We start from the raw sequence: 25,217 nt of genomic DNA, 5'->3' as shown, positions 1-25,217 counted from the left end.
ACTGTTATTGTCGTTATTTCGGGCATACTTTATTACAGCTGCTCTGTAATTGGCAGGGGAACCTATCAGTGCTGACTTATTGATCAATCTGGCCTTCCAGTCTCTTTTTTTCATCCTTAAGCTTTTTCAGGCACCTTGAGCAATAACAGCTGGCAGCCTTTATTGGTAATGGCAGCTTCTCCGTTGAAGGCTGATCTGGTGCACCTTGCATACACCAACAAGTGTCTGCTGGTTGCCCCAGTGAAAAAGCGCATTGATTGGGTTGTGAACATCCAGGGCAAAGATTGACTTCTGTCATGAAAAGTAACTTCAACGTTCATGCTGATAATTATCAGAACATGGATTAACAAATATTTGTTAGCATATTGCCCAAATAACGAATGCCAATAATAAACAGAACAGCGTTACTGGAGAAGAAATGAAACAGCCCTCCCGATCATTTCAACAAATCGCGCTGGTTTTCGTCGCGACAAGTCTATTTGCTGGATGCAGTCAAGAAGCCGAGATTGAAGAAGAATTATTGAGGCCGGTGCGCTCAATAATGATTAGCTCTATGGAATCGGTTGAGGTCAAAGAGTTTCCTGCGGTCATTGACGCGGCTCAGAAAGCCAATCTGAGCTTTCGGGTATCGGGAAAATTGCAATCGCTGCTGGTGAAAGAAGGCGAATTGATTGAAAAGGGTGAGAGTGTTGCCCAGCTGGACCCTACAGATTTTGAAATTCGCCTGAAAGATCGTCAAGCCTCTTATGATGTTGCCCATTCAGATTATGAGCGAGCCCGAAAACTGGTGGATAAAGGCGCTATTGCCAGGGCCGAAGTGGAGGCTTTGAAGGCCAAAGTCAGCACCGCTGGCTCGCAGTTAGAGTCCGCACAAAAAGAACTTGAATACACCATCCTGACAGCGCCCTTTTCAGGCCGAATTGCCCGACGATATGTTGATAACTACGAAGAGGTATCGGCTAAGCAGGAAATAGTGTCCTTGCAGGATACTTCAACTCTGTTAGTAAAGATGGAGTTACCAGAAAGTGTATTGGTTCGCGCCCGTGCGGATATGAAAAACGGTCTCTTTTATGCGCGCTTCAATGCCATTCCGGGCCAGCAATATCCACTGACGTTGAAAGAAGTCTCCACGCAGATTGATGAAAGCAATCAGACGTATACCGTTACCTTTGATATGGCAGCAGTTAATGATCGTCTCATATTGCCGGGTATGTCTGCCGTGGTTCGGGCTGAGCAGAATATACCCATCAGTGACCTTGTTCGCATCCCGGCTTATGCAGTTTTGGAAGACAATAATGGTCGTTTTGTTTATGTCGTCAGTGATCAGGGTAATGGCGTCGGGGTGATTTCCCGTCGTGAGGTGAGTACGGGGGAATTATCAAAAGAGGGTCTTGTCATCACTAGCGGTTTGACCATGGGGGACCGTGTTGTGACTGCCGGTATGAGTCAGATGACTGAAGGTATGAAAGTCCGCCTGCAAGAAGGGGCGGCACGATGAATATCACCCGGGCTACCCTCCAGAATAATCGCACGGCACTGGTGTTGATTATTGTTTTGATTATTGCAGGCATTCAGGCCTATCAGAACTTACCACGAGCATACGACCCTGGTTTTATAATTCGGGCGGCTCAGGTGATCACCTATTTTCCCGGTGCCAGTCCGGAGCGTGTTGAGCAGCTTATAACAGATCCACTGGAAAAGGTTGTTCAGGAAATTCCGGAACTGGACTTTGTGCAGAGTGTCTCCAGAACCGGTGTTTCCATCATTACCGTCAGCATAAAGGAAAGTTACTCCGATATGCGGCCTATCTGGGACAGTCTTCGGCGAAAAATAGAGAGTGCGCAAAAAACGCTGCCTGATGGTGTGATTGGCCCTGAGGTGAATGATGAGTTTGGTGATGTGTTCGGGGTTGTTGTCACGTTAACAGGTTCTGAATTCAGCTATGTAGAGTTAAAGGAGATCGCAGATCAGGCCAAAGATGAGTTTCTTCGATTACCGGAAGTAGCCAAAGTTGAAATCTATGGCGCACAGGAAGAACGTATCTTTGTAGAGTACGACAATGCTCGTCTTGCAGAGTTTGGTTTGTCGCCCACACAGCTTATGCAGATGTTGAGCAGCCGCAATATTGTGAACCCCGGTGGTTCGATCACGATTGATATGGAGCGCATCGAGCTTGAGCCGACGGGTAATTTCGAATCGGTAGAAGATATCCGCAAAACCATTATTACCATTCCTGGCAGCAATAATGTGGTTTATCTGGAAGACATAGCAACAGTAAAACGAGGCTATATAGATCCTGCGTCTTCTATGGTGCACTCCTCAGGCAAACGTGCTTTGGGCATCGGCCTTGCTATGCGTGAAGGTGGCAATAATATCCGTATGGGCCAGGAGGTAACGACGGTTCTGAAGGATCTGGACCAGACTTACCCCATTGGCATTAATTTCGATGTGCTGAGTTTCTCGCCCAAAGAGGTGGAAGATAAGGTTAATGACTTTGTCAGTAACCTGCTTCAGGCGGTGCTGGTGGTGGCGGCCGTTATGCTGTTTGCCCTTGGGCCACGCACCGGATTGATTGTTGCGTCATTGATTCCAATGAGCATGATTGCCGCCATGTTAGTCATGTCGTTTTTAGAGATCGGGCTAGATCAAATCTCCCTTGCGGCACTGATTATTGCCCTCGGCATGCTGGTGGACAATGGCATTGTGATGGCGGAAAGCATTATGGTGCAGATGAACAGTGGCAAAAAGCCGGTAGAGGCCGCTGTTGATTCAGCTGGTGAGTTAAAAATACCGTTGCTGACCTCATCTCTAACGACGGCCGCCGCTTTTTTACCGATTTATCTGGCCGAGTCCGCAGTGGGTGAGTTCACTGCTTCTCTCTTTCTTGTAGTGACGATTACCTTGTTGTGTTCATGGGTTCTTTCCATGACGGTGATTCCATTGTTGTGTGTTCAGTTTCTAAAACCCAGCACAGACACTACGGATTACCAGAGCGGGTTCTATCTGAAATACCGAATACTATTAACGTGGGTCTTAAAGCATCGGGCGATGACGTTATCAGCCATTGTTGTCACCTTTTTTGTGGTGATGAGTGGCTTTCAATTTGTACCCAAGATTTTCTTTCCCCCTTCGGATCGGCTCTATTTTAAAACAGAAGTCGAGCTGCCTCTGGGCACCTCCATTGAGCGAACAGAAGCCATTGTAAAAGATCTGGAAGCTTATATTGCGGCAGAGCTTCAGGTGAATGGTGAACGTAGTGAAGGCGTGACGAGCTGGAGCAGTTATATCGGTAATGGTGGCCCTCGGTTTGTCCTTCAACACAGCCCGGAGTCTGCCAGCCCGAATTATGCGTTGATGGTGATCAATACCACGTCGTCTGAAATTATTGATGACATGATGCAGAAGCTGGATCGCTATGCCTTTGATCATTTTCCAGATCTGCAAACCAACAGTCGTCGTATAGAAAGCGGTGTGTCGGTGAAGAACCCGGTTGAAGTTCGGCTGTATGGTCGAGATGCTGATCAGTTATTTGTACTGGTTGATCAGTTAAAGGCGGAAATGCACCAGATGGCGGGTTTGAAAAATATTAACGATGACTGGGGGCAGTGGATCAAAAAATTTACCGTTGTCGTTAATCAGACCAATGCGTTGCGAGTTGGCGCCACCAGTCAGGACATTGCCCTGTCATTGCAAAGCGGCTTGAGCGGTCTTGAGTTAACCCAGTATCGGGAAGGTGAAGATGTTATCCCCGTAGTGATGCGTTCCCGGGAAGGAAATCGGCAGGATATTGATCAACTGGAAACCTTGTCTGTTTACATTCAGTCCACGGGTCAAACAGTCACTTTGACGCAGGTAGCGGATATTGAAGTGGTTTGGGAGCCCGCAAAGATACTTCGGCGCGATGGGCTTAAAACGGTTTCTGTAGGTGGGCAGTTGGCGGGTGGTATGACGGCAGCAGAAGGTTTTGCCGAGCTGCAGCCGTGGTTGGACGAGCACTCTGCCAACTGGCCTTCAGGATATCGCTATGAACTGGGTGGTGAGGCGGAAACGTCTGGTAACGCAAATCAGGCTATTGGCGATAAACTGCCAATTGCCGGTTTTATCATCATGATTCTGCTGGTGGCGCAGTTTAACTCTCTACGAAAGCCGGTGATTATTCTGGCCACCATTCCTCTTGGGTTGATTGGGGTTATTATTGGTTTGTTAACCGCCCAGAGTTTCTTTGGCTTTTTCACCTTGTTGGGTGTGATCTCTCTGGCAGGGATTGTGATCAATAATGCCATTGTTCTGCTTGAGCGTATCAAATATGAAATCGACGACAATGGATTACCGCCTCAAGAAGCCATCGTGATAGCTGCACAACGCCGACTTCGCCCAATATTGCTGACGACAGCAACCACGGTGCTGGGTATGATTCCTCTCTATCTTGGCGGCGGAGAAATGTGGGAGCCTATGGCAGTAACGATTATTGCGGGGTTGTTGTTCTCCACGTTGTTGACGCTGGGGTTGGTGCCTTTGCTTTACTCATTGTTTTATAGAATCAGGTACTGATTTTTTCTCCTTCTATTAGCCGGTGAGCAATTGCCGGTTTCTGTAGGTTGAAAAATAATATTTTCTCACCTATTCAAATTTATCACGTTTGTTGGTGGTTCCTGAAGGTGTTTGAGATTGCTTCTTCAGGCGGTAAGTTCTATTGCGGAGTTAGAAGAAAAATTGAACTGTATATAAATCAAATGGTCAATCTTGTTGGGTATAGATACCTTATTATGTAAATCTCTATAGGAGTTAATTATGGAACCGATTATTCAGCCATCAACTTTGGGTTTTCAGGGTGATTCGAGTGGAGTAGTCGCTAGGACAGATGGAGAGGTGGCGAGTGTTGGTTCACGTACGTGTGCGGTGAAAAGTCCAGAAGGTGAAACTAATCTTACGTGTGGGGAGGAAAGTAACGCTTTATCTCCTAAACCAATGACTGATATTTCTATAGCGCCAGCTAATGGAGATTTTGATCAGGCGTCAAAAGAATATGTTAAGCAACTAATCGATGTAATTGATCAGGAAGAAGTAACTTCTGACGTTCCTCGCTATTACCCGGACTTAAAAGAAGGGTGGAAGTATTACGAAAACCTTTCTAATAGAGCTACGATGGATGAAATCTATATTTTTGATAATCATGAGATGCCTCGTATTAAGTGTAAGTTAATAGATCGGCACAATCCATGTTCAGATGGAGAGGAATTAAACTATGAGGCTAGTGTTAAAATAAAGGATGAACTCAAAAGTTTGGAGCTTGAGGAACGCAAAAATGTTCCACATCCAATGCGTGAGAAAAGTGCGCCAGAGTGTATTATTTCTTAGATTGCCTCCAAGGCAATAGTGTTTACGCGTAAGTTAGATGTGCAATTGTGAAATTACAATCGGTGATCTGTGGTTTAATCATCATAGACGCCGGTTGACGAGCTAAAATTCATGATAAAATGGTCTTTGATATTTTTAGTTGCAAATATGTTGAACTGAATCGAATTTTTCCTGTATCTGTGAGATAACGTCTAAGGGAAGTGGCATTGAAAAACATACCACCGTTCGCACTGAGCTTGTCGAAGTGCGGTGCAACCATCCTTCGACAGGCTCAGGGTGAACGGGTTACTTGGTATTTTTCTAACTGCCCCTACCCTAAGTGGGTACAAGATAATCATCAGGGAAGTGATGGCTATGAATCATGATATTCAGCTAAACCCAAAAGTAACGGCGTTAAAACCATCCGCCACTCTGCATATCAACGAACTAAGCCAACAGCTTATTCGTGACGGTAAAGATATCATCAGGCTGGGATTAGGGCAGTCACCATTTCCAGTACCAGATCGAGTGGTTCAGAGCCTGAAAGATCATGCGGGAGAAAAAGACTACCTGCCTGTGCGTGGTCTGCTTCAGTTGAGAGGGACCATTGCGGATTATTACCAGCGTCGAACAGGTTTGGGTTTCAACAGTGATTCGGTGTTGATTGGCCCTGGCTCCAAAGAGTTGCTGTTTAACCTGCAACTTGCCACCAATGCTGAACTTATTCTACCGGCACCTTGCTGGGTATCTTATGCGCCGCAGGCTGAAATGCTTGGGCGATCAGTGCGTTATCTGCCCACCATCATGGAAGACAACTGGCGTATTGAACCGGAACAGCTGAAACAACTTCCGGATTCGGGCTCACCCAGGTTGTTGCTGTTGAACTACCCGTCCAATCCAACTGGAGCCAGTTATGAGCCGGATCATATTCAGGCGTTGGTTTCCGTGGCGAGAGATAAAAACATCATTATCGTTTCCGATGAGATTTATGGAGAAACCCGGTTTAGTGGAGAGCACCATAGTTTTGCCAAGTGGTATCCAGAAGGCACAATCATCAGTGGCGGGCTCAGTAAATGGTGTGGTGCCGGCGGCTGGCGTCTTGGGGCGATGGTGTTTCCAGAAGAATTGCGTGAGCTTCAGAATGCCATGGCAGTGATTGCCAGTGAAACCTTCACCTCGGTCAGCGCGCCTATTCAGCATGCGGCCTGCTGTGCGTTTGAAGAGCATGACGATATTCAGAGCTATGTGCAAAATAGTAGATCCATTCTGAAAAATATTGCTGAGTATATGGTCAGTCAGTTACGGGCTATGGGACTGAAAATGGTTGATCCTGTTGGTGGCTTTTATCTCTTTGTCAGTTTTGCCGGGCACCGTGACGAATTAAAAAAACGCGATATTCTTACCTCTGAAGCCTTATGCGATGCGTTGTTGTCGGAAGCGGGGGTTGCCATGTTGCCGGGCAGTGATTTTGGATTGAGCGCAGATGAGCTGTTTGTCAGGTTGGCGTTTGTGGATTTTGATGGCGCCAGTGCCTTGCAAAACGTGCAAAATCAGCCAGTTGATTCTCAACGGTTTGTTGAAGACAATTGTCCAAGACTTGTCGAAGCCTATCAGCGTCTTGCCCACTGGCTTTAATAGAATGCTCCATAAGCAAAAGAAAAACGGAGAAGGTTGTTCATGGTAAAGATGTGGCTTAAAGCGCTTGGAATCAGCCTGTCGGTATTTCTGGTCGGATGTCAGACGGTATCGACCACTAATTCCGGCGTCATCGGTGTTGACCGTGAACAGACCATGGTTTCCCTGTTGTCTGAAGAGCAGGTGAACGCCATGTCGGTGCAGGCCTATAAAGAAGAACTGAGCAAAGCCAGCAAGAAAGGGAATTTGAATCAGAACGCTGCAGAAGTTAAACGTCTGAGAGGCATTGGTGAGCGGTTGGTGTCCCATGTAGGTGTTTTTCGAGAGGATGCCCGTCGTTGGAACTGGGAAGTGAATTTGACCACCGATGAACAGCTAAACGCCTACTGTATGCCGGGCGGTAAGATTATGTTCTACACCGGCATCATTAATAAACTGAAGCTGAACGACGATGAGATCGCCGCGATCATGGGCCATGAAATGGCGCACGCCCTTAGGGAGCATGGCCGTGAAGCGATGTCACAGGCTTATGGTATTCAGCTTGGTCAGGATGCTCTGGGGATCTTACTGGGCATCAGCCCGGATGTTATGAATATTGGCAGCACAGTCGTGAATTATGCGTTGACGTTGCCAAACAGTCGCACCAATGAGGCAGAGGCGGATTTGATCGGACTGGAGTTGATGGCAAGGGCGGGTTATAACCCGAGAGCTGCCGTGTCCCTCTGGCAAAAAATGTCTGCGGAGAGTGGGCAGAAAGTGCCGGAATTTATGAGTACTCATCCGGCACACGATACCCGGATTAATGGATTACGAGCCAATATTGTTAAAGTTGACCCGCTATATAGGAAGGCTATTGGAAAATAGGTGGAGCTGAGATTCTTCTCTTTCGAGAGGCTGTCGAAAAACTCCAAATATCTCGCTCCTATGCTTTGAGGCTGCCGCAATAGGTGTTTAAAAACAGATCTCTCGGTAACACGCAGGGTTGCCGACAATCAGCCTCTACAGCGCGGCGAGATGTCGGCAATTCTTACAGAATTACCGACCTACGTGGTTTTGCGACAACCTCGCTCCGCGTGGGAACGAGGTTTAAACGGCATTGGCATTGTTGTATTCCTATTAATTGTTACTTGCCGCACAGGGTTCGCTTCTTAGCCCTTTCAGGAATGCGTCCAGTGGGCTTACTTCCTGACCTTGTAATAAAGAATGCGCTTTTTGAAAGCAGTCGTCCATGCGTCGATTAAATTCAAGTATTTCTTCATTCATTATCTTGTCACCTTCGCGTGAACTGCCTTTCGTTTTTACTTCAACGCCAGCGACCACCCCATGGGCTCCGGAGGCGAATAGGTAAATCGGAGCAGCATACGCTGTCGCTGCAACGGCTGCAGGAAAACCAACCAGGCATCCTGCTATTTCACCGACGATAGCGCCGGTGCGAAGGCCGCTGATGGTGAATTCCGACAGCGATTTCGTCTCCCGTTTGCACCAGCCAAAATGTTCCCCGATATAGGAACCAGCAATGCGAGCACCGCCTTCAGCGAAGCCCGCTGCAGCCCCAAGGCCTGCACCTATACCCTCGAGAGCGAGCTTGACGACGTTATAGGTAAGCTTGACCGTGGAAATTGCAATTTGTGTAACAGTTCTACCAAAGCATTGGGCAGCAGAGCTGAAGGCTCTTGTGTTGGAGTGCGTGGCGCCAGTGGCATCTGGATTATTCAGGAGTGGGTTTTTCAAGAAATAGTTTAAGGCTTCCATTTTTTATCCTTATTTGTATCTGCTGAGAAGGGCGGTCTTCAAAAAATTGAAAAGCGAGAGGTACGAAACGATTGTGCAATTATAGGAAGGATTCGGATTTTGTCTGTACAGCAGTACTGACAAGTGGGTAAGCAGGGCTGACAAAATACGAGGGTATGCTGAACCCTGATTAGGGAGCGTGAATAGTTATTCAGATACAGGGTTGTTGGAGTCCATGCTCCAGCCAGTCCAGCCATCATCGAAAAGGCTGATTTTCTCCCAGCCCATCAGATACGCGGCAAATAATGCTTCGCTGGCTCGCCAGCCTGTGCCGCAGTAGAAACTGATGTCTTTATCGGGAGTGATGGCTTTGTTTGCCCAAATGGTTTCTATTTCAGTCCATGAACGCATGGTGCCATCAATATCCTGATAGTTGTCCATATCGTAGGCCGTATTGCCGCTTTCCAGTAGCGTTGAGCCGGGAATATGGCCGGTTTTCTGGTAATACAGGTAACCGGACTTCTCACCATCAAACTCTGCCCTGGTCATGATACTGGCTAATACGCTATCGTTTTTCTCAAGAAGCGTTTTCGCTTCAGGAATATTGATAACCAGCTTCTTATTGGTGGGGCTGATTAATGATGGCCTGCTGAGAAGCTCGGGCTTATTAACTTCGGTCTGAAGATCAAAGCCTCGGGAGTTCCACGCCTTTTTACCACCATTCAATACCCGAACATCGGTAACGCCGGCGTACATTAACGCAATCGCCGCACGATAGGCGGCCATGGCCAGTTTGTCGGCATAAACGACGACTGTTGCGTCTTTGGCAATGCCGTAGTTGGTTAGAACCTGAAGCAGCTTTGCATCAGGCATATAATTCCAACTGGGTGAGCCACCTTGGTCCCATTCTATTTTCTGTGTATCCAGATAAACGGCGCCGGGAATATGTCCGTCTTTGTAGGCTGACTGCTCATCGTAACCCACTTCAAGAATGATGGGTTTAACGCCTGTGTTGGCTGCCGTTTGTTCAAAAAGCCATTGGGGATGAACCAGCTTTTCATACAGTGGCAATTGACGGGTTTCATAACCTGACTCGCTCCAGGCTTTCATTCCACCGGAGAGCAAAAAGACCTTGGCGAAACCCTGCTGTTTCAAATATTGATAAAATGGCTGAACAGTGTGGTCGTTGCCATAAATCACCACAGGGCTGTCTTGAGTAATGCTTTTATCTTTCAGCAGCTGACCTTGTTTTTCGGGTGAATCCAGTAGATCGAGCCAGCTGGGCTGAAAGTTGATGGCACCATTGATATGGCCTTGCTTGATGCCTTCGCCTGCAGGCCATCCGTTATAGAAATGATCCGGGCGCGCATCAATCAGCTGATGAGGAAGATTTTGCTGCTTCCAGCGTTGCAGTTGCTGTGCAGAAATTTCAGCTATGGGGTAATCCACTGGCGCAGGTGTGTCTTTTTGTTGGTGTTGATGGTGGCGTTGATAAATAGTAACGCCAACCAGAATGGAAACACACAGGGCTAGCGTGAAAACCGTTCGGGTCGCAGGCTTTTTGAAGGGCATTGAGAAATCTCTCCTGTTGGTTCAATAGCAACAGATCAGTGAAAGAGATGGTTGTGATGCACAGAGTAAAGGACTCGGCCTTAAATGTAAGGCCGTAGATTCCCTGATTATGGCTTCTCAGGGAGCTTGCAGAAGCCCTCGGCTGGAACATCCAGCGCCGCATTGAACTTACTGGACAGGTTCTGAAAGGCAATAAGCCCGGTCAGTTCGATAACGCCATCTTCATCGAAAAAGGTTTTTACCCGGGTCATCAGCTCCGGAGTGACGTGTTGATCGCTATAGGTGATGGCTTCGGCGTATTCCAATGCAATCTTTTCTTTCTTATCGAACAGCGCAGAAGTTTGCCATTGATCGAGGGCGTTGAGTTTATCCATGCTGCCACTGCGTTGAGCCAAGGTCATGCCGTTCACATCAATGCAGAAGGCGCACCAATTCACTTGAGAAACCCGAACCGTGATCAGAGAACGCAGTTCCGGAGAGAGAGGAGAGCTTTTGCGATCCAATACGCCATACAGTGCCGCAACAGCTGCAAACAATTTGGGTACTCTTGCCCATAACAGACCCGGTTTCAGGACTTTTCCATAGCGACGCTTTTGGCTCCAGAAGAACGGCTTGAGCCACCAAGGGTAATTTTTTAGAGGTTTTTCAAATACGTACATGGCTGATTGGCTTTTTTATATAGACAGTTGAGTGGGCAGTGCTGTTGATAGTCTCAGTTCAACGTTGCCCAGACAAGCATTGAACGTGTGTTTAATAAGGAGCTTCATAAGGAGCTTCATAAGGGATTGATCGGGACTTTTGGCATGGTGGGCAGAAGGAATCACTACCCGGATTCATAAAATAACATATGGTAGCAGTCAGGTATTTTCTTTAGAATGCCGACCTAAACATTCCAATTTTTTAAATAGAGGTCGTCTCATGGACGTAATGGAGCAAATAAAAGAGCAGATCGAATCCCATGCGATTCTGCTGTATATGAAAGGATCTCCAAAACTGCCACAGTGTGGTTTTTCCTCCAAAGCCGTTCAGATCCTGATGGCTTGTGGCCAGCAGTTTGCTTTTGTGGATATTCTGGCGAATCCTGAAATTCGTGCAAACTTGCCAAAATACGCGAACTGGCCGACTTTCCCGCAGCTGTGGGTTAAAGGTGAGCTGATTGGTGGTAGTGATATCTTAATTGATATGTACAACAGCGGTGAACTTCAGACACTGATTGATGAAGCGGCTGGTGCTGATAAGGCTGAGCAAAACGAAGGCTGAGCGTTTGAACAGCGAGCAATAATGGCTTTGTTCGCTGATCACTCAACCTGTTATATCTGATAACCTTTCTGAACTGTCTTCTGATCTACATCAAAAGAACTCTTTTCGTTGCCTCTATAATTATCTCTTCCCGATGCTGACCGTTTTTAGTAACTGTGGCCTATGTCCGTTTTTAGCGCTACATCTACAGACACCCGTCTTCTATTTAAATGCTAGTCAGTGTTATCATTAATCTAGGACTATCCAAGAAACATTAGCAGGAAGCACTTCATGAATCATACCCAGATTGCCATCAACTCTATTGGCAAAAATATTTCATCGCTGCAGCAAATCTCCGCGTTTATCAGTAAATCCAGAAAATACCATTACGCCGTTGCCTGTCTTAGTTGTTTGGCCGGTACCGGACTATTGTTGTCCAATATCGTGCTTGGAAAAGAGATGAATGTCATTGCCGGCTTGAGTGGCGCAGTGATTGCCTATGCCTTTACCATCTACTCTTCCATTGGTGCTCGTTCATGCGTCCAGCAGATCGAGCAGATTAAAGTACTGGAAAAGGAAATGGATCTTGGTAAAAGCGAACTCAAAGTGCTTGAGAGCAGAATCACCAAACAGAAGCTTTCCGTTCGAGATGCAACCACCGTTTAACTTTCCTGGGATAGCTTACAGTTGAAACATTAGTGCATTTCATTGGGTATGTATTTTCCAGTCTGTAGTAGGCGAATCTCGCAACCCTGTGTATTATTGTGTACGTAGTTTTTCATAGTGCGCTCTGCATGGAAGGTTAGATAGTACTGCCGTATGAAGCGCATATCTTTGCACCCTATCTGGAGATAAAAATATGGGCGTTCTAGTCGGTAAAAAAGCACCTGACTTCACGGTTCCAGCCGTTCTGGGCGATGGCTCTATCGTTGATGCGTTTTCTCTGTCTGAAACGATTCGCGGTAAGTATGGACTGATTTTTTTCTATCCTCTGGATTTCACCTTTGTCTGCCCTTCGGAACTGATCGCCCTTGATCATCGTATGGATGCTTTCAAAGAGCGCGGTGTGGAAGTGATTGGCGTCTCCATTGATTCTCACTTTACTCATAACGCCTGGCGTAACACACCGGTTAATGCCGGCGGTATTGGTCCAGTGAAATACACGCTGGCTGCTGATATGACACACGACATCTGTAAGTCATACGATGTTGAGTCTGATGGCGGTGTTGCATTCCGTGGTGCATTCCTGATCGACAAAGAAGGTGTTGTTCGCTCTCAGATTGTGAATGATTTGCCTCTGGGTCGTAACATGGATGAATTGATTCGTCTGGTGGATGCCCTGCAGTTCCATGAAGAGCACGGTGAAGTTTGCCCAGCAGGCTGGAACAAAGGCGACAAAGGCATGACAGCGTCTCCTGATGGTGTGGCAAAATACCTGTCAGACAGCGCTGATAACCTGTAAGTAACTGGCGTATTGAGAAAAAAGCTGTGTTGGCAGCTTTTTTCTTTATGAATTTTTTGTTGAAGAAGGCTTGACTCTCAGCGAAATAACCTTAATATTCGCTGCCGTTGGTTGGCGACGAAACATCGCTTCCAAACGCTGTTCCCTGATAGCTCAGTTGGTAGAGCAAATGACTGTTAATCATTGGGTCGCTGGTTCGAGTCCAGCTCGGGGAGCCAATATTTTCTTTGATTCTTTGCGTAAGATTTGAAGATATGGGTCGTTAGCTCAGTTGGTAGAGCAGTTGGCTTTTAACCAATTGGTCGAAGGTTCGAATCCTTCACGACCCACCACTTTCGTTAAAGAAAGTTACAGGCAAGTAATAGAAAGTAGCCAGTAATAGTAGAGTGTAGCAGTGGCTACAAAATAAACCGCCAGAGCATCGGCGGTTTTTTTATCCTGACAGAAGTGTTGGTGATAAAACGAGTTGATTCACGTTGAATGCGTGAAGATTAAAACAGTTTCAAGGGTCGTTAGCTCAGTTGGTAGAGCAGTTGGCTTTTAACCAATTGGTCGAAGGTTCGAATCCTTCACGACCCACCATTTTTAGATGTGTGTTCAAAATGCTAGACGGTGCATTAAAACTGTCGCGTAGTTCCCTGATAGCTCAGTTGGTAGAGCAAATGACTGTTAATCATTGGGTCGCTGGTTCGAGTCCAGCTCGGGGAGCCATTTTACTCTTTAAGCCTTTGCGAAAGGTTTGAAGAAACGGGTCGTTAGCTCAGTTGGTAGAGCAGTTGGCTTTTAACCAATTGGTCGAAGGTTCGAATCCTTCACGACCCACCATTTTAAGATACGAGTTCAAAATGCTTGGCGGTGCATTAAAACTGTCGTGTAGTTCCCTGATAGCTCAGTTGGTAGAGCAAATGACTGTTAATCATTGGGTCGCTGGTTCGAGTCCAGCTCGGGGAGCCATTTTACTCTTTAAGCCTTTGCGAAAGGTTTGAAGAAACGGGTCGTTAGCTCAGTTGGTAGAGCAGTTGGCTTTTAACCAATTGGTCGAAGGTTCGAATCCTTCACGACCCACCATTTTCGCCTTATCGAAAACGATCTGGCAAAGAATTGAGCGTGTGTTTTGTTTATATAGCCGTTGACAACCTTTTTTGTCAGCGGCTTTTTTTATCAGCAGTTTTTATAATTAGAATTAGTCCTGAAATAAGGGAAGTGGCATTGAAAAACATACCACCGTTCGCACTGAGCTTGTCGAAGTGCAGTGCTATCATCCTTCGACAGGCTCAGGATGAGCGGATTGTCTGGTATTTTTCTAACTACTCCAACCCTAACTCCACATTTCAATTAACGTTGTCCGTTGTCCGAAAAGCTGGAGTCACTCGAGCTTTTGCGGAATACGGATAACGGGCAACGGTTTCAACGAGGTTTCAAGGCCGCAGTAAATGTGGATCTTATTTCGAGACAGTTCTTTAGTGCAGTTTCAGCTGAGGTCTGGTGGTTCTAATAATCAGATCTTTCAAGATTAACGTCCCCGTTCTAAATTTGCCAAACAGTGTCATCTGGTGCATTCGGTAAAGGCTGATGTAAAACCACTTGGCCAGCGTTCCCTCAATCATCATATCACCGGTAATGGCGCCCATAAGGTTGCCCACGGCACTAAAACGACTCAGGGAAATCAGTGAACCGTAATCCTTATAGTTAAACTCCAGAGGTTGGTTGCCATCCTTCACTTGGCTGATCAGGCTTTTAGCCAAAAGAGAGGCTTGCTGATGGGCAGCCTGCGCTCTGGGTGGAATGGTAACGCTTTCGCCGTTATTGGTCAGTGTGCAGCTTGCACAATCGCCCATGGCGTAAATCTGGTCATCCTGCGTGGTCTGTAGAGTTGGCTTGACGATTAGCTGGTTGATGCGATTACTCTCAAGCCCCGCGATCTGGTTAAGGAATTCCGGTGCTTTGATGCCCGCTGCCCAGATGCGAATATCGGACTCAATGAACTCTTCATCTCGAGTAAGCAGGCCATTAGATTTAATCTCGCTGACCAGCTGCCCGGTCATTACCCGAATGCCCATCTTCAGCAGCTGCTTGTGAACACTGCTGCTGATGCGCTCCGGCAGCGCAGGCAGAATTCTTTCCCCACCCTCAATAATGGTCACTTCCAGGTTTTCCGGCTTAATAGCATCAAGGCCGTAATGAGCCAGTTCAATGGCGGCATAGTGCAGTTCAGCCGCGAGTTCTACACCCGTGGCGCCTGCACCGATAATGGCAATACGAAGTTTTGATACATTATCTCCACAGGCCTGGGCGTGCTGATAATGATTGATAAGCGTCGTATGAATTCGCTCAGCCTGTTTCCGGTTATCAAGGAAAAGGCAGTGTTCTTTTGCACCCGCTGTATTGAAATCGTTGGCCGTACTGCCAACAGATATAACCAGTTGGTCGTATTCCAGCGTTCTGGCAGGCACGACCTGACGGTTTTGTTCATCAACAATAGGGCTGAGACTGATGGACTTATCGCCCCGGTTTAAACTCGCCATTCGCCCGGGAATAAAACGGAAATGATTCCATTTGGCTTGGGCCAGATAACTGAGTTCATCTTCGAAGGCGTTGAGCGATCCGGCCGCCACTTCGTGGAGGAGAGGTTTCCAGAAATGAGTGTTCTGTGCATCCACCAACGTGATATCCGCCAGGCCTTTCTTGCCCAGCTTATTACCAAGCCGAGTAGCCAGTTCAAGGCCACCGGCACCGCCACCTACGATCACGATTTTATGCTTCTTCTGTTTCACCGTTGCTCCAGCAATTATTTTTGTTTTTGATAGGTCTACGTCGAATCAGGATGGAATAATCAGGTAACCAATAAACTGACTCAACCCGCCAAGCAGCAGGATAATGACGGTCAACCAAAACATGAGGCGCAACGGTTTGAACGGTGGTCGCTCCACTTCATTAATGCCGGTCTGCAAATATTCATCCACTACGGCCTGATCTTCAGGGTAGAGTCGGCCATTATTATTGTTAGTCAAAGGCTTTGCTGTATCTGAACACATACTGATAACTCCCTTGTGGCACAACCAACATAGTATATTCTATGGCTGGCGGAAAGAGGTGTGCTCCGGTATAAAAATAATACGCCTCAAAATTGTGGAATTAAATGTGAAGCTCAACAGGGATGTGATTAGCCTTGCAATTAAGCAATGGTTTTATCAATGGTATCGAGGGGCTGGCGAATTTGCGCGTTATGGAATTCATCTCCGATTTTTACTGCCCTGGCTCTGGCTGAAACTGAGTTACCTTCTGGACAGCCCCTACGCAGTGAGCCGCCGCTACCAGCGGCAACAACAAGCAGCTGACTTATACGTCTATGGTGAAACACCACTGGAAACGCTGGAGCAGATAGCTGAACGTTCATCTGTGAAGGCTGCAGATCATGTCTTTGAACTCGGTGCTGGCAGTGGTTTTACGGCTATTTGGTTGCATGGCGTTAAAAAATGTCGTGTCACCGCTGTGGAGCAGGTCCCTTTGTTTTGCTGGCGCTTGCTTAGAACTGTGAAGCGTATGGGGTTAAGTGCTGTCAGCGTACGCTGTGAGAATTATCTTCAAACATCGCTATCAGAGGCGACTGTTGTCTATCTATACGGCTCAAATCTTGAGGATGCTGTCATCACTGAATTGGCTGAGCGTTTGGCTGAACTTCCTCAGGGTGTTCGATTAATCACTATCAGCTATCCGCTCACTGACTTCGCAGAGCAGGAAACGTTTGTGGTAACCGATCAGTTTTCTGCTCAGTTCGAGTGGGGGGAAGCAGAGGTGTTTATTCAGGAGCGGGTATAATACCAATGCTTAATCATGTGGGGGTCTGGTGTAGCTACTATATTGTGTGTTTGTGGTAGTAATGGTGTCGACAGATGCAGTTCTCAAACAGGACTTCAAACGGAACTTCAAACGGAACTTCAAACGGAACCTCAGCTCATTCAACTATGCTTGTAGTAACGGTACTGACAAACGTTACGCATAATACAAGAACAGCGAAGAGAAATAGCGCAGGGCGAGGAGTGATTGTTACTGAAGGTGCCAAGACTCACGATGCAATGCGTAAAGGAGCCGGTGAATCAGTGAAACACAGCAAATCGCTGGTTGCACAGCGCAGGGTTAAGGTTCGTGAACGTGTTGATCCCACTCAAAATAAGGAAAATGGCACGAAACAACATTTGTCAAAGTCAGCAACGCCGATGCACAGATCATCAAAAGCTGAAACAGTAATATCTCCAAAGGCAGGCCAGCCATCACTATCTTTACTTCCTCAGGCCTGCCAGAAAATGCTGAGTAATAAGGTGAATAGTTCGTCTGTCTCGGAGGTTGCTGGAAAGCACCTGTACGTTGAGGATTTGAGACAGTTGAGAAAATGTTTTGATGCGTTGGGTCATAACAATGGTACGCAGGATTTATTGGGGAAAGAGGACCAAAGGACAGCTTCGGACCTTGCGATGCAGTTAGAAGTGTGCAGCCAGAATATAGCGTCTTTAAATGAGAGTTGTATGGGCTTGGGGAGTCAGTCAAATTCTGATGGTCCAACAGGAAGTGAAGAGCCGCTCAGGCGAGCTAAAAGAGGCTTTTTAAGTATTGATGAAACTAAGCTCATGAATGAGGTGACAAATACTCTTGATGCTGTTATTACCCGATTAGGTCCCAATATAAATAAGGTGGTTGACTCTTTTGTTAACGTGACTGTTATCTTTCAAAAGATGGCACCAAAAATAGAACAGACATTGGAAGAGTACAGTGGTGTGGCAAGCGCAACCACGGCTATGCTGAAGTCTCTGGCTGCAGCCACGCCAGAAGTTGTCGAGACGATGGATGAATTGCAGGGGACATTGGAACATGCGAATCATCTGTTTAATTCCACGAAATCTCTTATGAATAAGACTGAAAATCTGGAAGATTCAATAATATTGTTACAGGGTAAAATCGCTGATTTAACGCCTGAAGTAGAGGGGTTAATAGGAGATGCTCGACAGGCAATTAAAAATGGATCATTAACTATTGAGACAATAGTTAATGATCTAAAAAAAGGAATGAAGAGTATTATCGATCAAGAAGTAAAGCAACTTTTTAGTGACTTAAGGATTCTTATTTATAGCATTGTAGGTGCACTCTCACTGTGTACTGCGACTTATATGGTTAAAAGCTTTTGTCCAAGCAAGTGCCGTGAAAATAAGCGTGGCTATCAGATCGTGATTAATACAGTAGATTTGTCGGAAATCAAAAAAGAAGAGTTGCAGAATGTTATTCAAAGTCTTATTCATGTGGATGAGAAAAATTTTACCCTTGGCAGAAATAATAAGAATCAGGTTGTTCTTAAAATTCCGAAGAATGATACCCTTAACGATGGCGGCGAGGGAGGATTGTTACTTGAACCCAGGTCAACGAAGCAAAGAGTAACTACCAGTGTTTGATATTTCCGGGTTAAAACATCCTGTGCAATGAATGGAGTTTGTTGGTAACACTATTTGTGTAACGAATCATCAACTCAGGTAATGGAGTGCGGCGAACACCATCAAACTGCTTGCGAATGTATTGCCAAGTATATATAGCTTCCTGAATTGGTTTCCCAGCATGGGTGTGTTGAGCTAGAGCCAATTCAAAGCTATTGAGCTTTTGATCAAAACGCCTAACCATGGCATTAATTCTAAGTTGATTGTTATCAATATTCTCACCTTTTTTCTCAGCAACCAGCATCGCCAGATAATCTCGGGTGAGTTGTTGAATCAATAATGCCTGTTCAAGAAAAGGGTAGCTTGGCTGCCCTCCGGTGAGCCGCTGTCGCATGATCAAAAATTGATGATTCATCCTGACCAGAAAGCTCATCAATGTATTCATGTTCGGTGAGTTTGATCCAGATGGTAAAGTGCTTAACCAGTCCAGGTGATTACTGGCTGCCAGCCACAGAGATTTAATGTTTTTCAGTTGTGCGTTAAGACTTTGATTCTCTATCTCTTGGGGGAGTGCGCGTATGCCATTATCCAGAGTCTGCTGAGCTTGTTGAAGTGCCTCTTTGATATCTTGATCCAGAAAATTCAGCTGCAATAGATAAACGTGAGAGATTACTTCGCTCAGCTCTATTTCCCGGTGAAGCAGCTGTTGTGCCGAGAGTGTAATTGAGGCGTTATCGGATTTCACATTGACGCTAAACAGCAAGAAAAGCACAGCAAAAAAGTGAGTGGATTTGAAGGTCATGTGAAGTCCGTGTCGTCATCGGCTTTTGTACTGACTGTAACCGTCCATGGTTACAGCTGAGTTTTGTACTAAGGGAAGTGGAAGGGAAGATCATACCATCGTCATCTCCGCGAAGGCGGAGATCCACTGTCGTTGTGGATTCCCGCCTTCGCGAGAATGACGGGGTGCTGGTGTTTTCTTAAATGCCACTTCCCTAAACCGTGGAAGTAATCGTCTAACTAACTGTTACGACTGTTTTAACTGTTCTTTTAACTTATCCGGTACGCCAGTAATGATAAGTTGGTCATTGGCTTCATCGTAGCGAATCTGTCCGCCCAGTAATTCACCATCAAAGGAAAGGCTGAGCCCCTTACTTCTTCCTGTGTATCGCACCAGTTGGGTGAGTTTACGCCGTTCGGGTGACATAGGGCTATCCATGTCATAATCCCGGGTATTCACAAATTTGGCGAATTCATCCGGCCCGGCTTCGCTTAAATAGCCGGTAAGCTCCTGCATGGAAAGGCTTTCCCCTTCATCCAGACGATTCTGACAATAATCATAAACCTGACGTTTAACCACGGTACGATTTTCGGCGACTGGCTCTTCCTGGCAGTACTCTTCCACCGCTTTGATCAGTGTATTGGCTTCGTCTTTACTGCTGCTGGTTTCGCTGCAGCCAATCACTTCTTGAAACACATTGCTTAACCGTTTGCCGCCTTTCGGGCGAAGGAAGGAAAGGTATCGCCCTGCTTCCGGCTTTTTCTCCCAGTCTGTTATGTTCAGGCGGCAGGCCAGAGACATGCGGGCGGTGTCCAGATAGGAGGTGTCCTGAATGGTCAGGTCGTCAGTAATCGTAATGCTGTTTTGGCTGCTGAGCATGCAGAGCATGAGGTAACGGGTCAGCCCTTGCTGATAATCCGCAAAGAGTACATAGCCACCACTGATGGCGCCGGCTTCATTTAAACCTTCACAAAGACGGGTCAACGTAGATGATGTGAGCGTGGCAAATGCAGTCGCCTGCTCTTCAGTGTTGGCTTCCGGAGATTGGCTGATATAGGTCTTCAGTGTGGCTGGAAAGCCTTCTTCAGAGAGATCCGAAAACTGGCCGTAACACTTGTCCTGCTTTTTGTTGTAGGTTTGTAGCAGGTCATCTAGCACCAGCTCGAGAGAGGGTGATGCGTTGAGGCTTTGTGTTGCCGGAAAGGCTTCAAGCTGGTCGCCGCTTTGGCCGTGATCCAGCTTGTGAACAATAATTTGTTTAATACTCATGGGTTACAGATAAGCTATTCAGATAGTTTATTGTCATTATGGTACAGCGAATTACCCAACTAAAGGCAATTATTTAAAGAGCCGCTGATGAATTTTTGGCCATATCCAACATGCCCACAGGCTAATGAAGAATCCTAATAACCAGAACAATAGATATTGAAGAAAAGAGTGAGGTAAATCCTGAATAAATGGTGAAAGATAGTTTTTCGATTGCCAGATGACATACAGAGAAATTACGCCAGGAAAGACTTTGGTCGCCAGTCGTTTTTTAATGGTTCCATGATGATGTGAGAGCTTATTGCTGAGCATGGGTAACAGGGATATGACAATGCCAAATAATAGACCAGAAAAAAAGGAAAGGCGTTGGTAGGAGGGTGATTCGTCAGGTTGAATATTTAAAAAAACATGCACTAAAAATGTGAGTAGACATGGTAGATGAACCAGGGCAAAAAGCAGTGTGAGCTGTCGGGATGATGACAACCGGGTTATCCATCGACAAAACCGGGTTTCAAAACGGTAACTGAAAACGATAATGACCATCCCCAGCAAAAAACCAACAAGAACCTGTGACAGATAGTGGACGCCCAGGTAAAGCCTGGATAGACCGATCGTAAAAATAAGTAAGATGGCAACGAACCGGAAAAGTCTGGATGATATGGATACCGCCGCAGCCCCCCAAAACACCATGGCATTTTGGCTGTGCCCGGAAGGCATTCCCCACTGATTTTCCCGCCAGCCATTGAACAGCTCCGGATAGTCCATATAAGGGCGGGATGAGAAAATAAACTGCTTCAAACCAGTTAATATGGCAGTACTAAATAATGTCAGACAAGACAGCCGTGCTGCCAGCACAGTACACCCACACCAGAAAAGAATGGCGCAGAAGAGCAGATAGAACTCGATATAGGCGCATTCAGAAATAATGCGAAGTGCGTCGTCAAAGGGTTTGAGGTGAGCCTGCAGAAAGGCAATGAGTTGGCTTGAATCAGACATTATTTTTCCGGGAAATGCGTTGGAAAAAGTGAGTGGAGACATCGGCAGACCTGACGGTCAAGGGATTGCTGGTTAATATCAAACCTTGCAAGCACTTGAATGCTTAAATAAAGCCCTAAAAGCTGGTGGGCATAGGGTTCAATACTATTCTTTGGAAGGGCGTCAGAAAACATGGGCTTACTTAACACGGCGGTAAAACCATCAGTGAGTACTGTTACGCCCTTATGCATCAAATCTTCAGACTCATCAGGCAGTAAGTGTTTCTCATGGCTGGCAGAGACCAGAAAACAGCAGTTACGGTAATTGAATTCGGTTTTATGGCGGTAGCCAGAGGTGAAAAAACGACGAAGCTGAATCAAAGACACGGCGTCGTGCAGATACTTGCTCACTCGCGGTTGAAGGTGCTCATCAATGTAATAAGACAGGGCACTCAAATACAGTTGTTCCTTATTTTTAAAGTGATAATAAAGGCTGCCCGGGTTCATCCCGGTTGCTTCTTCTAACTGTTTGAGAGAGCAGGCAGAGAACCCCATTAGCCAGAATTGATCCAGTGCCGCATTGATGGCTGTTGGAGGATCAATACAGCAGGTTCTGCCCATTCTTGCTTTTCCTCAGGTGCTGGGCACTGAGATACCCGCAAGTTGTTTACAGTGTTATTTTTAGATGCAGATATAAAATAGCAGAGTTTCTAAATACCGCACGCAGGAGCCAAATATGTCACTAACACCCTCTTCCATGGTTGAGCTGGGTTTTTCTGCACCAGCATTTGAGCTTACCGATGTGTTATCAGGCTTACCGACAAAATTGCAGGATGTGGCTGGAGAAAAAGGGCTTCTGGTGATGTTTATCTGCAACCACTGCCCTTTTGTAATTCATCTTGAGCAAGCGCTGGTGGCGCTTGGTAAAGAGTTTTATGGTACAGAGCTGGGCATTGTTGCCATCAGTGCCAACGATGCTGAGAACTATCCACAGGATCGACCAGAGCTGATGGCGGAAAAACCGTATGGTTTCCCTTATCTCTATGATGAATCTCAGGAAGTGGCAAAAGCCTATAAAGCGGAATGCACGCCGGATTTTTTCCTTTTTGATGGTGATCTAAAGTGTGTTTACCGAGGTCGCTTTGATGATTCAAAGCCGGGTAATGGTAAACCGGTGAGTGGCAGTGATTTGAGAGAAGCCATGACAGCGTTGCTAAAAGGTAAGCCGATCAACCAGAATCAGCAACCGAGTATGGGCTGTAATATCAAGTGGCGTTAGGGAAGTGGAAGGGAAGATCCTGCCATCGTCATCTCCGCGAAGGCGGAGATCCACTGGCGCTGTGGATTCCCGCCTTCGCGAGAATGACAGGGTGCTGGTATTTTCTTAAATGCGACTTCCCTTAGTTGGGTCGCTTTTCGAGTAGTTCTTCTGATAAGTGCTTTGCCCCATGGCACTGATTTGCTGATTGATCATTTGATCGAACGCATTGAGTAATGGTTCATGAGCCTGTGAATCATTACCCGCTTCTCGCAGCAGTGCCACCGTTGCTTCTAGCGTCGACAGTGATTCCTTGCCCGGTGCTTTACGAATTCGATAGTTAGACGCGGGTAAATCCTTCAACGCTATGCAGGGTAATGCCTGTAGCCAGAGATTGGTAAAATAGATTTTCCTGGCTTTGCGCCACGTACCGTCTAAAACAATAAGTACCTCAGGTTTCCCCTGCTCAAGGGCTTCTTCACTGGTGATTGCGTCGTCACCCGGAAATAACAGATATGTTTTTCGTCCTTTCAATGCGGCCTGCAGCTCAGCGTTGTCCTCGAAATTCTCTCCGATGAAAATGGAGCAATTCTTAATACCCAATTCAAGAATGCGGGCGGTATTCAGTGGGTGTCGAGTTTCTGTTGGGTGCTGGAGAATCACCAGATCCATGCAGGCCGTTTCTTCCCTAAGTGATTGGCAGAAGCACTGGTTGAGCGGTCGGGTACAGCGCGGGCAGGTAGGTCTGGGCATAATAGTATTTTTTATTTCTGTGAGCAGTCAAAAATGACTGCTCAGATAGAAGCTGCAATTCAAGCATGCTTCATTTGAAAAATCAGCTTTTCAGCGGTGCAGTCAAAATCAAACATGGCGCGAATGATCGTTTGACCACTTTCGTCAATGGTCTCAGACGTGACTTTGCAGTTTCCGGAACCAATTTTAGCGGCTTCTACTTTCAAGCCTTCCAGCTCAAAGTGCGCATTCACGCCGGAGAGGTTGATGGTCAGTACAGTGTCGTCTTCGCGAATGACGGTGCCCACTTCTACACAGTTGCAGGCAATGCTTTCGAATTCGTCAGTATCTTGCATGATGTTAACCTTTAAAAACAACAAAGCCGGGCAGTGAGCCCGGCTTTTATTATTGATTGGATGATAACGAGGTATAAAAAATTACACCAGAATATTCATCACAAACATCGCCATCAGGGCGTTCATAATACAGATGCCGAACATGATCGGATAACGACGACCATCAGTACCAACAACACCCAGAATACGGCCAGCGTATTGAATGGTAGAACCCATCAGGTAAATAGCAGGTGCCAGAATAGCGATATCACGAGCGTGTAGAGCACCTTCGTTCAGCAGGCCAACCGCAACACCCACAGCGCCGCCCATGGACATAACCGCAGCCATCAGAACCGCAGCGCCTTCACCAGGAACACCGAAGACTGCCATCACCGGGCCAAAAACCACAGCCAGCAGGTTCAGAGCGCCGGTCAGGGACAGAATCTTGATGATAATAAAAGCCATCATGATGTTAGGGATGATACTGCCAATCCCAATGCCCCAGCCTTTACGAGCGCCTTCAACGAAGACGTCAGTAATCATTTTCTTACTTTCTGGTGCAGCGCTCATGATTATTTCGCCTCCGCAGCTTGAGCTGTAACTTCTTTAGTGGCTTTCTTGTCGATGGTCTTCAGGTAGAAGCGCATGACGTTGGCACCAACGATTTTGAAGATGAACATAACGATCAGAGCCAAGCCGATAGAGCCAGGCACCGCGGCGCCTGTGGTGTCGGACAGGGTGAACAGGATCGCACCGGAGCCAAAGAAGTTCACAATCAGTGCACCACCAGAGAACTGGAATGCGGTAAAAATGTCTTTTTCGGTGTCGTTCAGTTCACCTTCGTCGGACAGCGACTTGGTGATGCCGGCGCCAACGTCAGTAGACTGAAGGCTGCCAATGATGGCCAGGCCAGTAGAGCCAGGAATACCCATCAGAGGGCGCAGAAGCGGTGTCAGCATTTTACGTGCTGCTTTCAGAGCGCCAAAGTGTTCCAGAACGCTGATCATGCCCAGTGCGAACATGGCAGTTGGCACCAGACCCAGGGCAAACATGAAGCCGTCGGCTGCGCCGCTACCGCCAGCACCACGGAATGTCGTTAAGCCGCCGGTGGCATCTTTCAATACTTTACCAAAGCCACCGTTAAGGGTGGTGAAGTCAAAGACGCCATACCACTCTGTGGACTTAAGCAGTCCGGAAAAAAACACGACAGCAAATGCCAGCGCAATATAGGCTCCAATCGAAACCTTTTCCTGGTCATCAGTTTTCATCATTCCCCCCTGGGATGTTCACTCTAAAACCAGCAGATAAGGGTTTTATCCACAATATTCAAAAGCTTATAGAGGAGGGAGGGAAGTTAGAATCAGGGTTAGTCGTAGTATTTCGCACTATCGTTTCGGTAAATAGCGTGAGTGCAGGTGAGCACAGACGATTGTAGAAAAAGACTGTTGTTATCGGAGGTTCGGTGATGGGTTTTG

Annotated in this window: 26 protein-coding genes and 7 tRNA genes; 19 read left to right on the top strand and 14 right to left on the bottom strand. The window is 46.7% G+C overall.

The annotated features are described in order from the left end of the window. Positions 1-76: 76 nt before the first annotated feature. Positions 77-298, bottom strand: coding sequence for a cysteine-rich CWC family protein (locus tag Q1B11_RS20425; protein ID WP_366139434.1), 222 nt, complete (start codon positions 296-298; stop codon positions 77-79). A 120-nt stretch (positions 299-418) separates the two neighbouring features. Between Q1B11_RS20425 and Q1B11_RS04820 the strand changes: the two genes are divergently transcribed. The 5 genes from Q1B11_RS04820 to Q1B11_RS04800 all read left to right on the top strand — a co-directional run bounded on the left by Q1B11_RS04820 (position 419) and on the right by Q1B11_RS04800 (position 7,836). Further along, entirely contained in the window at positions 419-1,498 is a 1,080-nt protein-coding gene (locus Q1B11_RS04820; RefSeq protein WP_299728434.1) for an efflux RND transporter periplasmic adaptor subunit, read from the top strand. Beyond that, on the top strand, positions 1,495-4,551 hold the full coding sequence (locus tag Q1B11_RS04815; RefSeq protein ID WP_299728431.1) for an efflux RND transporter permease subunit: 3,057 nt from the start codon (positions 1,495-1,497) through the stop codon (positions 4,549-4,551). The genes Q1B11_RS04820 and Q1B11_RS04815 overlap by 4 nt, the downstream gene beginning before the upstream one ends. Positions 4,552-4,791: 240 nt before the next feature. Beyond that, positions 4,792-5,358, top strand: a complete 567-nt coding sequence (locus Q1B11_RS04810; protein WP_299728428.1) for a hypothetical protein — start codon at positions 4,792-4,794, stop codon at positions 5,356-5,358. A 354-nt stretch (positions 5,359-5,712) separates the two neighbouring features. Then, positions 5,713-6,972 (top strand): pyridoxal phosphate-dependent aminotransferase, encoded by a 1,260-nt coding sequence (locus Q1B11_RS04805; protein ID WP_299728425.1) that lies wholly within the window; start codon positions 5,713-5,715, stop codon positions 6,970-6,972. Between the two features lie 42 nt (positions 6,973-7,014). After that, positions 7,015-7,836, top strand: a complete 822-nt coding sequence (locus tag Q1B11_RS04800; RefSeq protein ID WP_299728422.1) for a M48 family metallopeptidase — start codon at positions 7,015-7,017, stop codon at positions 7,834-7,836. 252 nt (positions 7,837-8,088) lie between these two features. Here the strand turns inward: Q1B11_RS04800 and Q1B11_RS04795 are convergent, their stop codons facing one another. The 3 genes from Q1B11_RS04795 to Q1B11_RS04785 all read right to left on the bottom strand — a co-directional run bounded on the left by Q1B11_RS04795 (position 8,089) and on the right by Q1B11_RS04785 (position 10,934). After that, positions 8,089-8,724 carry a hypothetical protein gene (locus tag Q1B11_RS04795; RefSeq protein ID WP_299728419.1) on the bottom strand — a complete coding sequence of 212 codons (636 nt, stop codon included), beginning with the start codon at positions 8,722-8,724 and terminating at the stop codon, positions 8,089-8,091. A gap of 186 nt (positions 8,725-8,910) precedes the next feature. After that, positions 8,911-10,275 (bottom strand): rhodanese-like domain-containing protein, encoded by a 1,365-nt coding sequence (locus tag Q1B11_RS04790; RefSeq protein ID WP_299728416.1) that lies wholly within the window; start codon positions 10,273-10,275, stop codon positions 8,911-8,913. Positions 10,276-10,382: 107 nt separating this feature from the next. After that, on the bottom strand, positions 10,383-10,934 hold the full coding sequence (locus Q1B11_RS04785) for a carboxymuconolactone decarboxylase family protein (RefSeq protein WP_299728413.1): 552 nt from the start codon (positions 10,932-10,934) through the stop codon (positions 10,383-10,385). A 259-nt stretch (positions 10,935-11,193) separates the two neighbouring features. Between Q1B11_RS04785 and grxD the strand changes: the two genes are divergently transcribed. The 11 genes from grxD (at position 11,194) to Q1B11_RS04730 (ending at position 14,371) form a co-directional block, all read left to right on the top strand. Continuing rightward, the gene (grxD, locus tag Q1B11_RS04780; protein ID WP_299728410.1) at positions 11,194-11,535 is read left to right on the top strand and encodes a Grx4 family monothiol glutaredoxin; all 342 of its coding nucleotides are present in this window, start codon (positions 11,194-11,196) and stop codon (positions 11,533-11,535) included. Positions 11,536-11,805: 270 nt separating this feature from the next. Continuing rightward, positions 11,806-12,180, top strand: a complete 375-nt coding sequence (locus tag Q1B11_RS04775; RefSeq protein ID WP_299728407.1) for a hypothetical protein — start codon at positions 11,806-11,808, stop codon at positions 12,178-12,180. Between the two features lie 193 nt (positions 12,181-12,373). Beyond that, positions 12,374-12,976, top strand: a complete 603-nt coding sequence (locus Q1B11_RS04770) for a peroxiredoxin (protein ID WP_299728404.1) — start codon at positions 12,374-12,376, stop codon at positions 12,974-12,976. Between the two features lie 142 nt (positions 12,977-13,118). Beyond that, a tRNA-Asn gene (locus Q1B11_RS04765) sits at positions 13,119-13,194 on the top strand. Positions 13,195-13,232: 38 nt separating this feature from the next. Then, positions 13,233-13,308, top strand: a tRNA-Lys gene (locus Q1B11_RS04760). Between the two features lie 174 nt (positions 13,309-13,482). Next, a tRNA-Lys gene (locus Q1B11_RS04755) sits at positions 13,483-13,558 on the top strand. A 53-nt stretch (positions 13,559-13,611) separates the two neighbouring features. Then, positions 13,612-13,687, top strand: a tRNA-Asn gene (locus tag Q1B11_RS04750). 38 nt (positions 13,688-13,725) lie between these two features. Continuing rightward, positions 13,726-13,801, top strand: a tRNA-Lys gene (locus Q1B11_RS04745). 53 nt (positions 13,802-13,854) lie between these two features. Continuing rightward, positions 13,855-13,930, top strand: a tRNA-Asn gene (locus tag Q1B11_RS04740). 38 nt (positions 13,931-13,968) lie between these two features. After that, positions 13,969-14,044, top strand: a tRNA-Lys gene (locus Q1B11_RS04735). 141 nt (positions 14,045-14,185) lie between these two features. After that, positions 14,186-14,371: a hypothetical protein gene (locus Q1B11_RS04730; protein ID WP_299728401.1), complete on the top strand. Its 186-nt coding sequence runs from the start codon at positions 14,186-14,188 to the stop codon at positions 14,369-14,371. Between the two features lie 65 nt (positions 14,372-14,436). Here the strand turns inward: Q1B11_RS04730 and Q1B11_RS04725 are convergent, their stop codons facing one another. Further along, complete coding sequence (locus Q1B11_RS04725; RefSeq protein WP_299728398.1) at positions 14,437-15,750, bottom strand: NAD(P)/FAD-dependent oxidoreductase; 1,314 nt, start codon at positions 15,748-15,750, stop codon at positions 14,437-14,439. Between the two features lie 45 nt (positions 15,751-15,795). Further along, entirely contained in the window at positions 15,796-16,011 is a 216-nt protein-coding gene (locus tag Q1B11_RS04720) for a DUF3094 family protein (RefSeq protein WP_299728395.1), read from the bottom strand. A gap of 106 nt (positions 16,012-16,117) precedes the next feature. Between Q1B11_RS04720 and Q1B11_RS04715 the strand changes: the two genes are divergently transcribed. Beyond that, positions 16,118-16,795 carry a hypothetical protein gene (locus Q1B11_RS04715; RefSeq protein WP_299728392.1) on the top strand — a complete coding sequence of 226 codons (678 nt, stop codon included), beginning with the start codon at positions 16,118-16,120 and terminating at the stop codon, positions 16,793-16,795. A 74-nt stretch (positions 16,796-16,869) separates the two neighbouring features. Continuing rightward, the gene (locus Q1B11_RS04710; protein WP_299728389.1) at positions 16,870-18,417 is read left to right on the top strand and encodes a hypothetical protein; all 1,548 of its coding nucleotides are present in this window, start codon (positions 16,870-16,872) and stop codon (positions 18,415-18,417) included. Between the two features lie 10 nt (positions 18,418-18,427). Here Q1B11_RS04710 and Q1B11_RS04705 read toward each other — a convergent pair whose 3' ends face one another. From Q1B11_RS04705 to Q1B11_RS04690, 4 genes are all read right to left on the bottom strand, one after another. Next, on the bottom strand, positions 18,428-19,198 hold the full coding sequence (locus tag Q1B11_RS04705; RefSeq protein ID WP_299728386.1) for a hypothetical protein: 771 nt from the start codon (positions 19,196-19,198) through the stop codon (positions 18,428-18,430). 225 nt (positions 19,199-19,423) lie between these two features. Beyond that, positions 19,424-20,446, bottom strand: a complete 1,023-nt coding sequence (locus Q1B11_RS04700) for a nucleoid-associated protein (RefSeq protein ID WP_299728383.1) — start codon at positions 20,444-20,446, stop codon at positions 19,424-19,426. A 69-nt stretch (positions 20,447-20,515) separates the two neighbouring features. Next, complete coding sequence (locus tag Q1B11_RS04695) at positions 20,516-21,439, bottom strand: phosphatase PAP2 family protein (RefSeq protein ID WP_299728380.1); 924 nt, start codon at positions 21,437-21,439, stop codon at positions 20,516-20,518. Continuing rightward, on the bottom strand, positions 21,439-22,038 hold the full coding sequence (locus Q1B11_RS04690) for a TetR/AcrR family transcriptional regulator (protein ID WP_299728377.1): 600 nt from the start codon (positions 22,036-22,038) through the stop codon (positions 21,439-21,441). Before Q1B11_RS04690 ends, Q1B11_RS04695 begins: the two co-directional genes overlap by 1 nt. A 115-nt stretch (positions 22,039-22,153) precedes the next feature. Between Q1B11_RS04690 and Q1B11_RS04685 the strand changes: the two genes are divergently transcribed. After that, on the top strand, positions 22,154-22,696 hold the full coding sequence (locus Q1B11_RS04685; RefSeq protein WP_299728374.1) for a thioredoxin family protein: 543 nt from the start codon (positions 22,154-22,156) through the stop codon (positions 22,694-22,696). 105 nt (positions 22,697-22,801) lie between these two features. Here the strand turns inward: Q1B11_RS04685 and Q1B11_RS04680 are convergent, their stop codons facing one another. The 4 genes from Q1B11_RS04680 to Q1B11_RS04665 form a co-directional block, all read right to left on the bottom strand. Next, positions 22,802-23,428 carry a tRNA-uridine aminocarboxypropyltransferase gene (locus tag Q1B11_RS04680; protein WP_299728371.1) on the bottom strand — a complete coding sequence of 209 codons (627 nt, stop codon included), beginning with the start codon at positions 23,426-23,428 and terminating at the stop codon, positions 22,802-22,804. 59 nt (positions 23,429-23,487) lie between these two features. Then, a complete protein-coding gene (locus Q1B11_RS04675) occupies positions 23,488-23,763 on the bottom strand; it encodes a DUF406 family protein (protein WP_067587751.1) in 276 nt (91 codons plus the stop codon). An 81-nt stretch (positions 23,764-23,844) separates the two neighbouring features. Continuing rightward, positions 23,845-24,312: a YjiG family protein gene (locus Q1B11_RS04670; protein WP_067519466.1), complete on the bottom strand. Its 468-nt coding sequence runs from the start codon at positions 24,310-24,312 to the stop codon at positions 23,845-23,847. Positions 24,313-24,314: 2 nt separating this feature from the next. Further along, positions 24,315-25,010, bottom strand: a complete 696-nt coding sequence (locus Q1B11_RS04665; RefSeq protein WP_299728357.1) for a nucleoside recognition domain-containing protein — start codon at positions 25,008-25,010, stop codon at positions 24,315-24,317. Between the last annotated feature and the right edge of the window lie 207 nt (positions 25,011-25,217).

The organism is uncultured Endozoicomonas sp. (assembly GCF_947495845.1).
GTDB lineage: Bacteria > Pseudomonadota > Gammaproteobacteria > Pseudomonadales > Endozoicomonadaceae > Endozoicomonas.
Note: the sequence above shows the minus strand (reverse complement) of the source record. Positions and strands in the feature narration are given on the sequence as shown.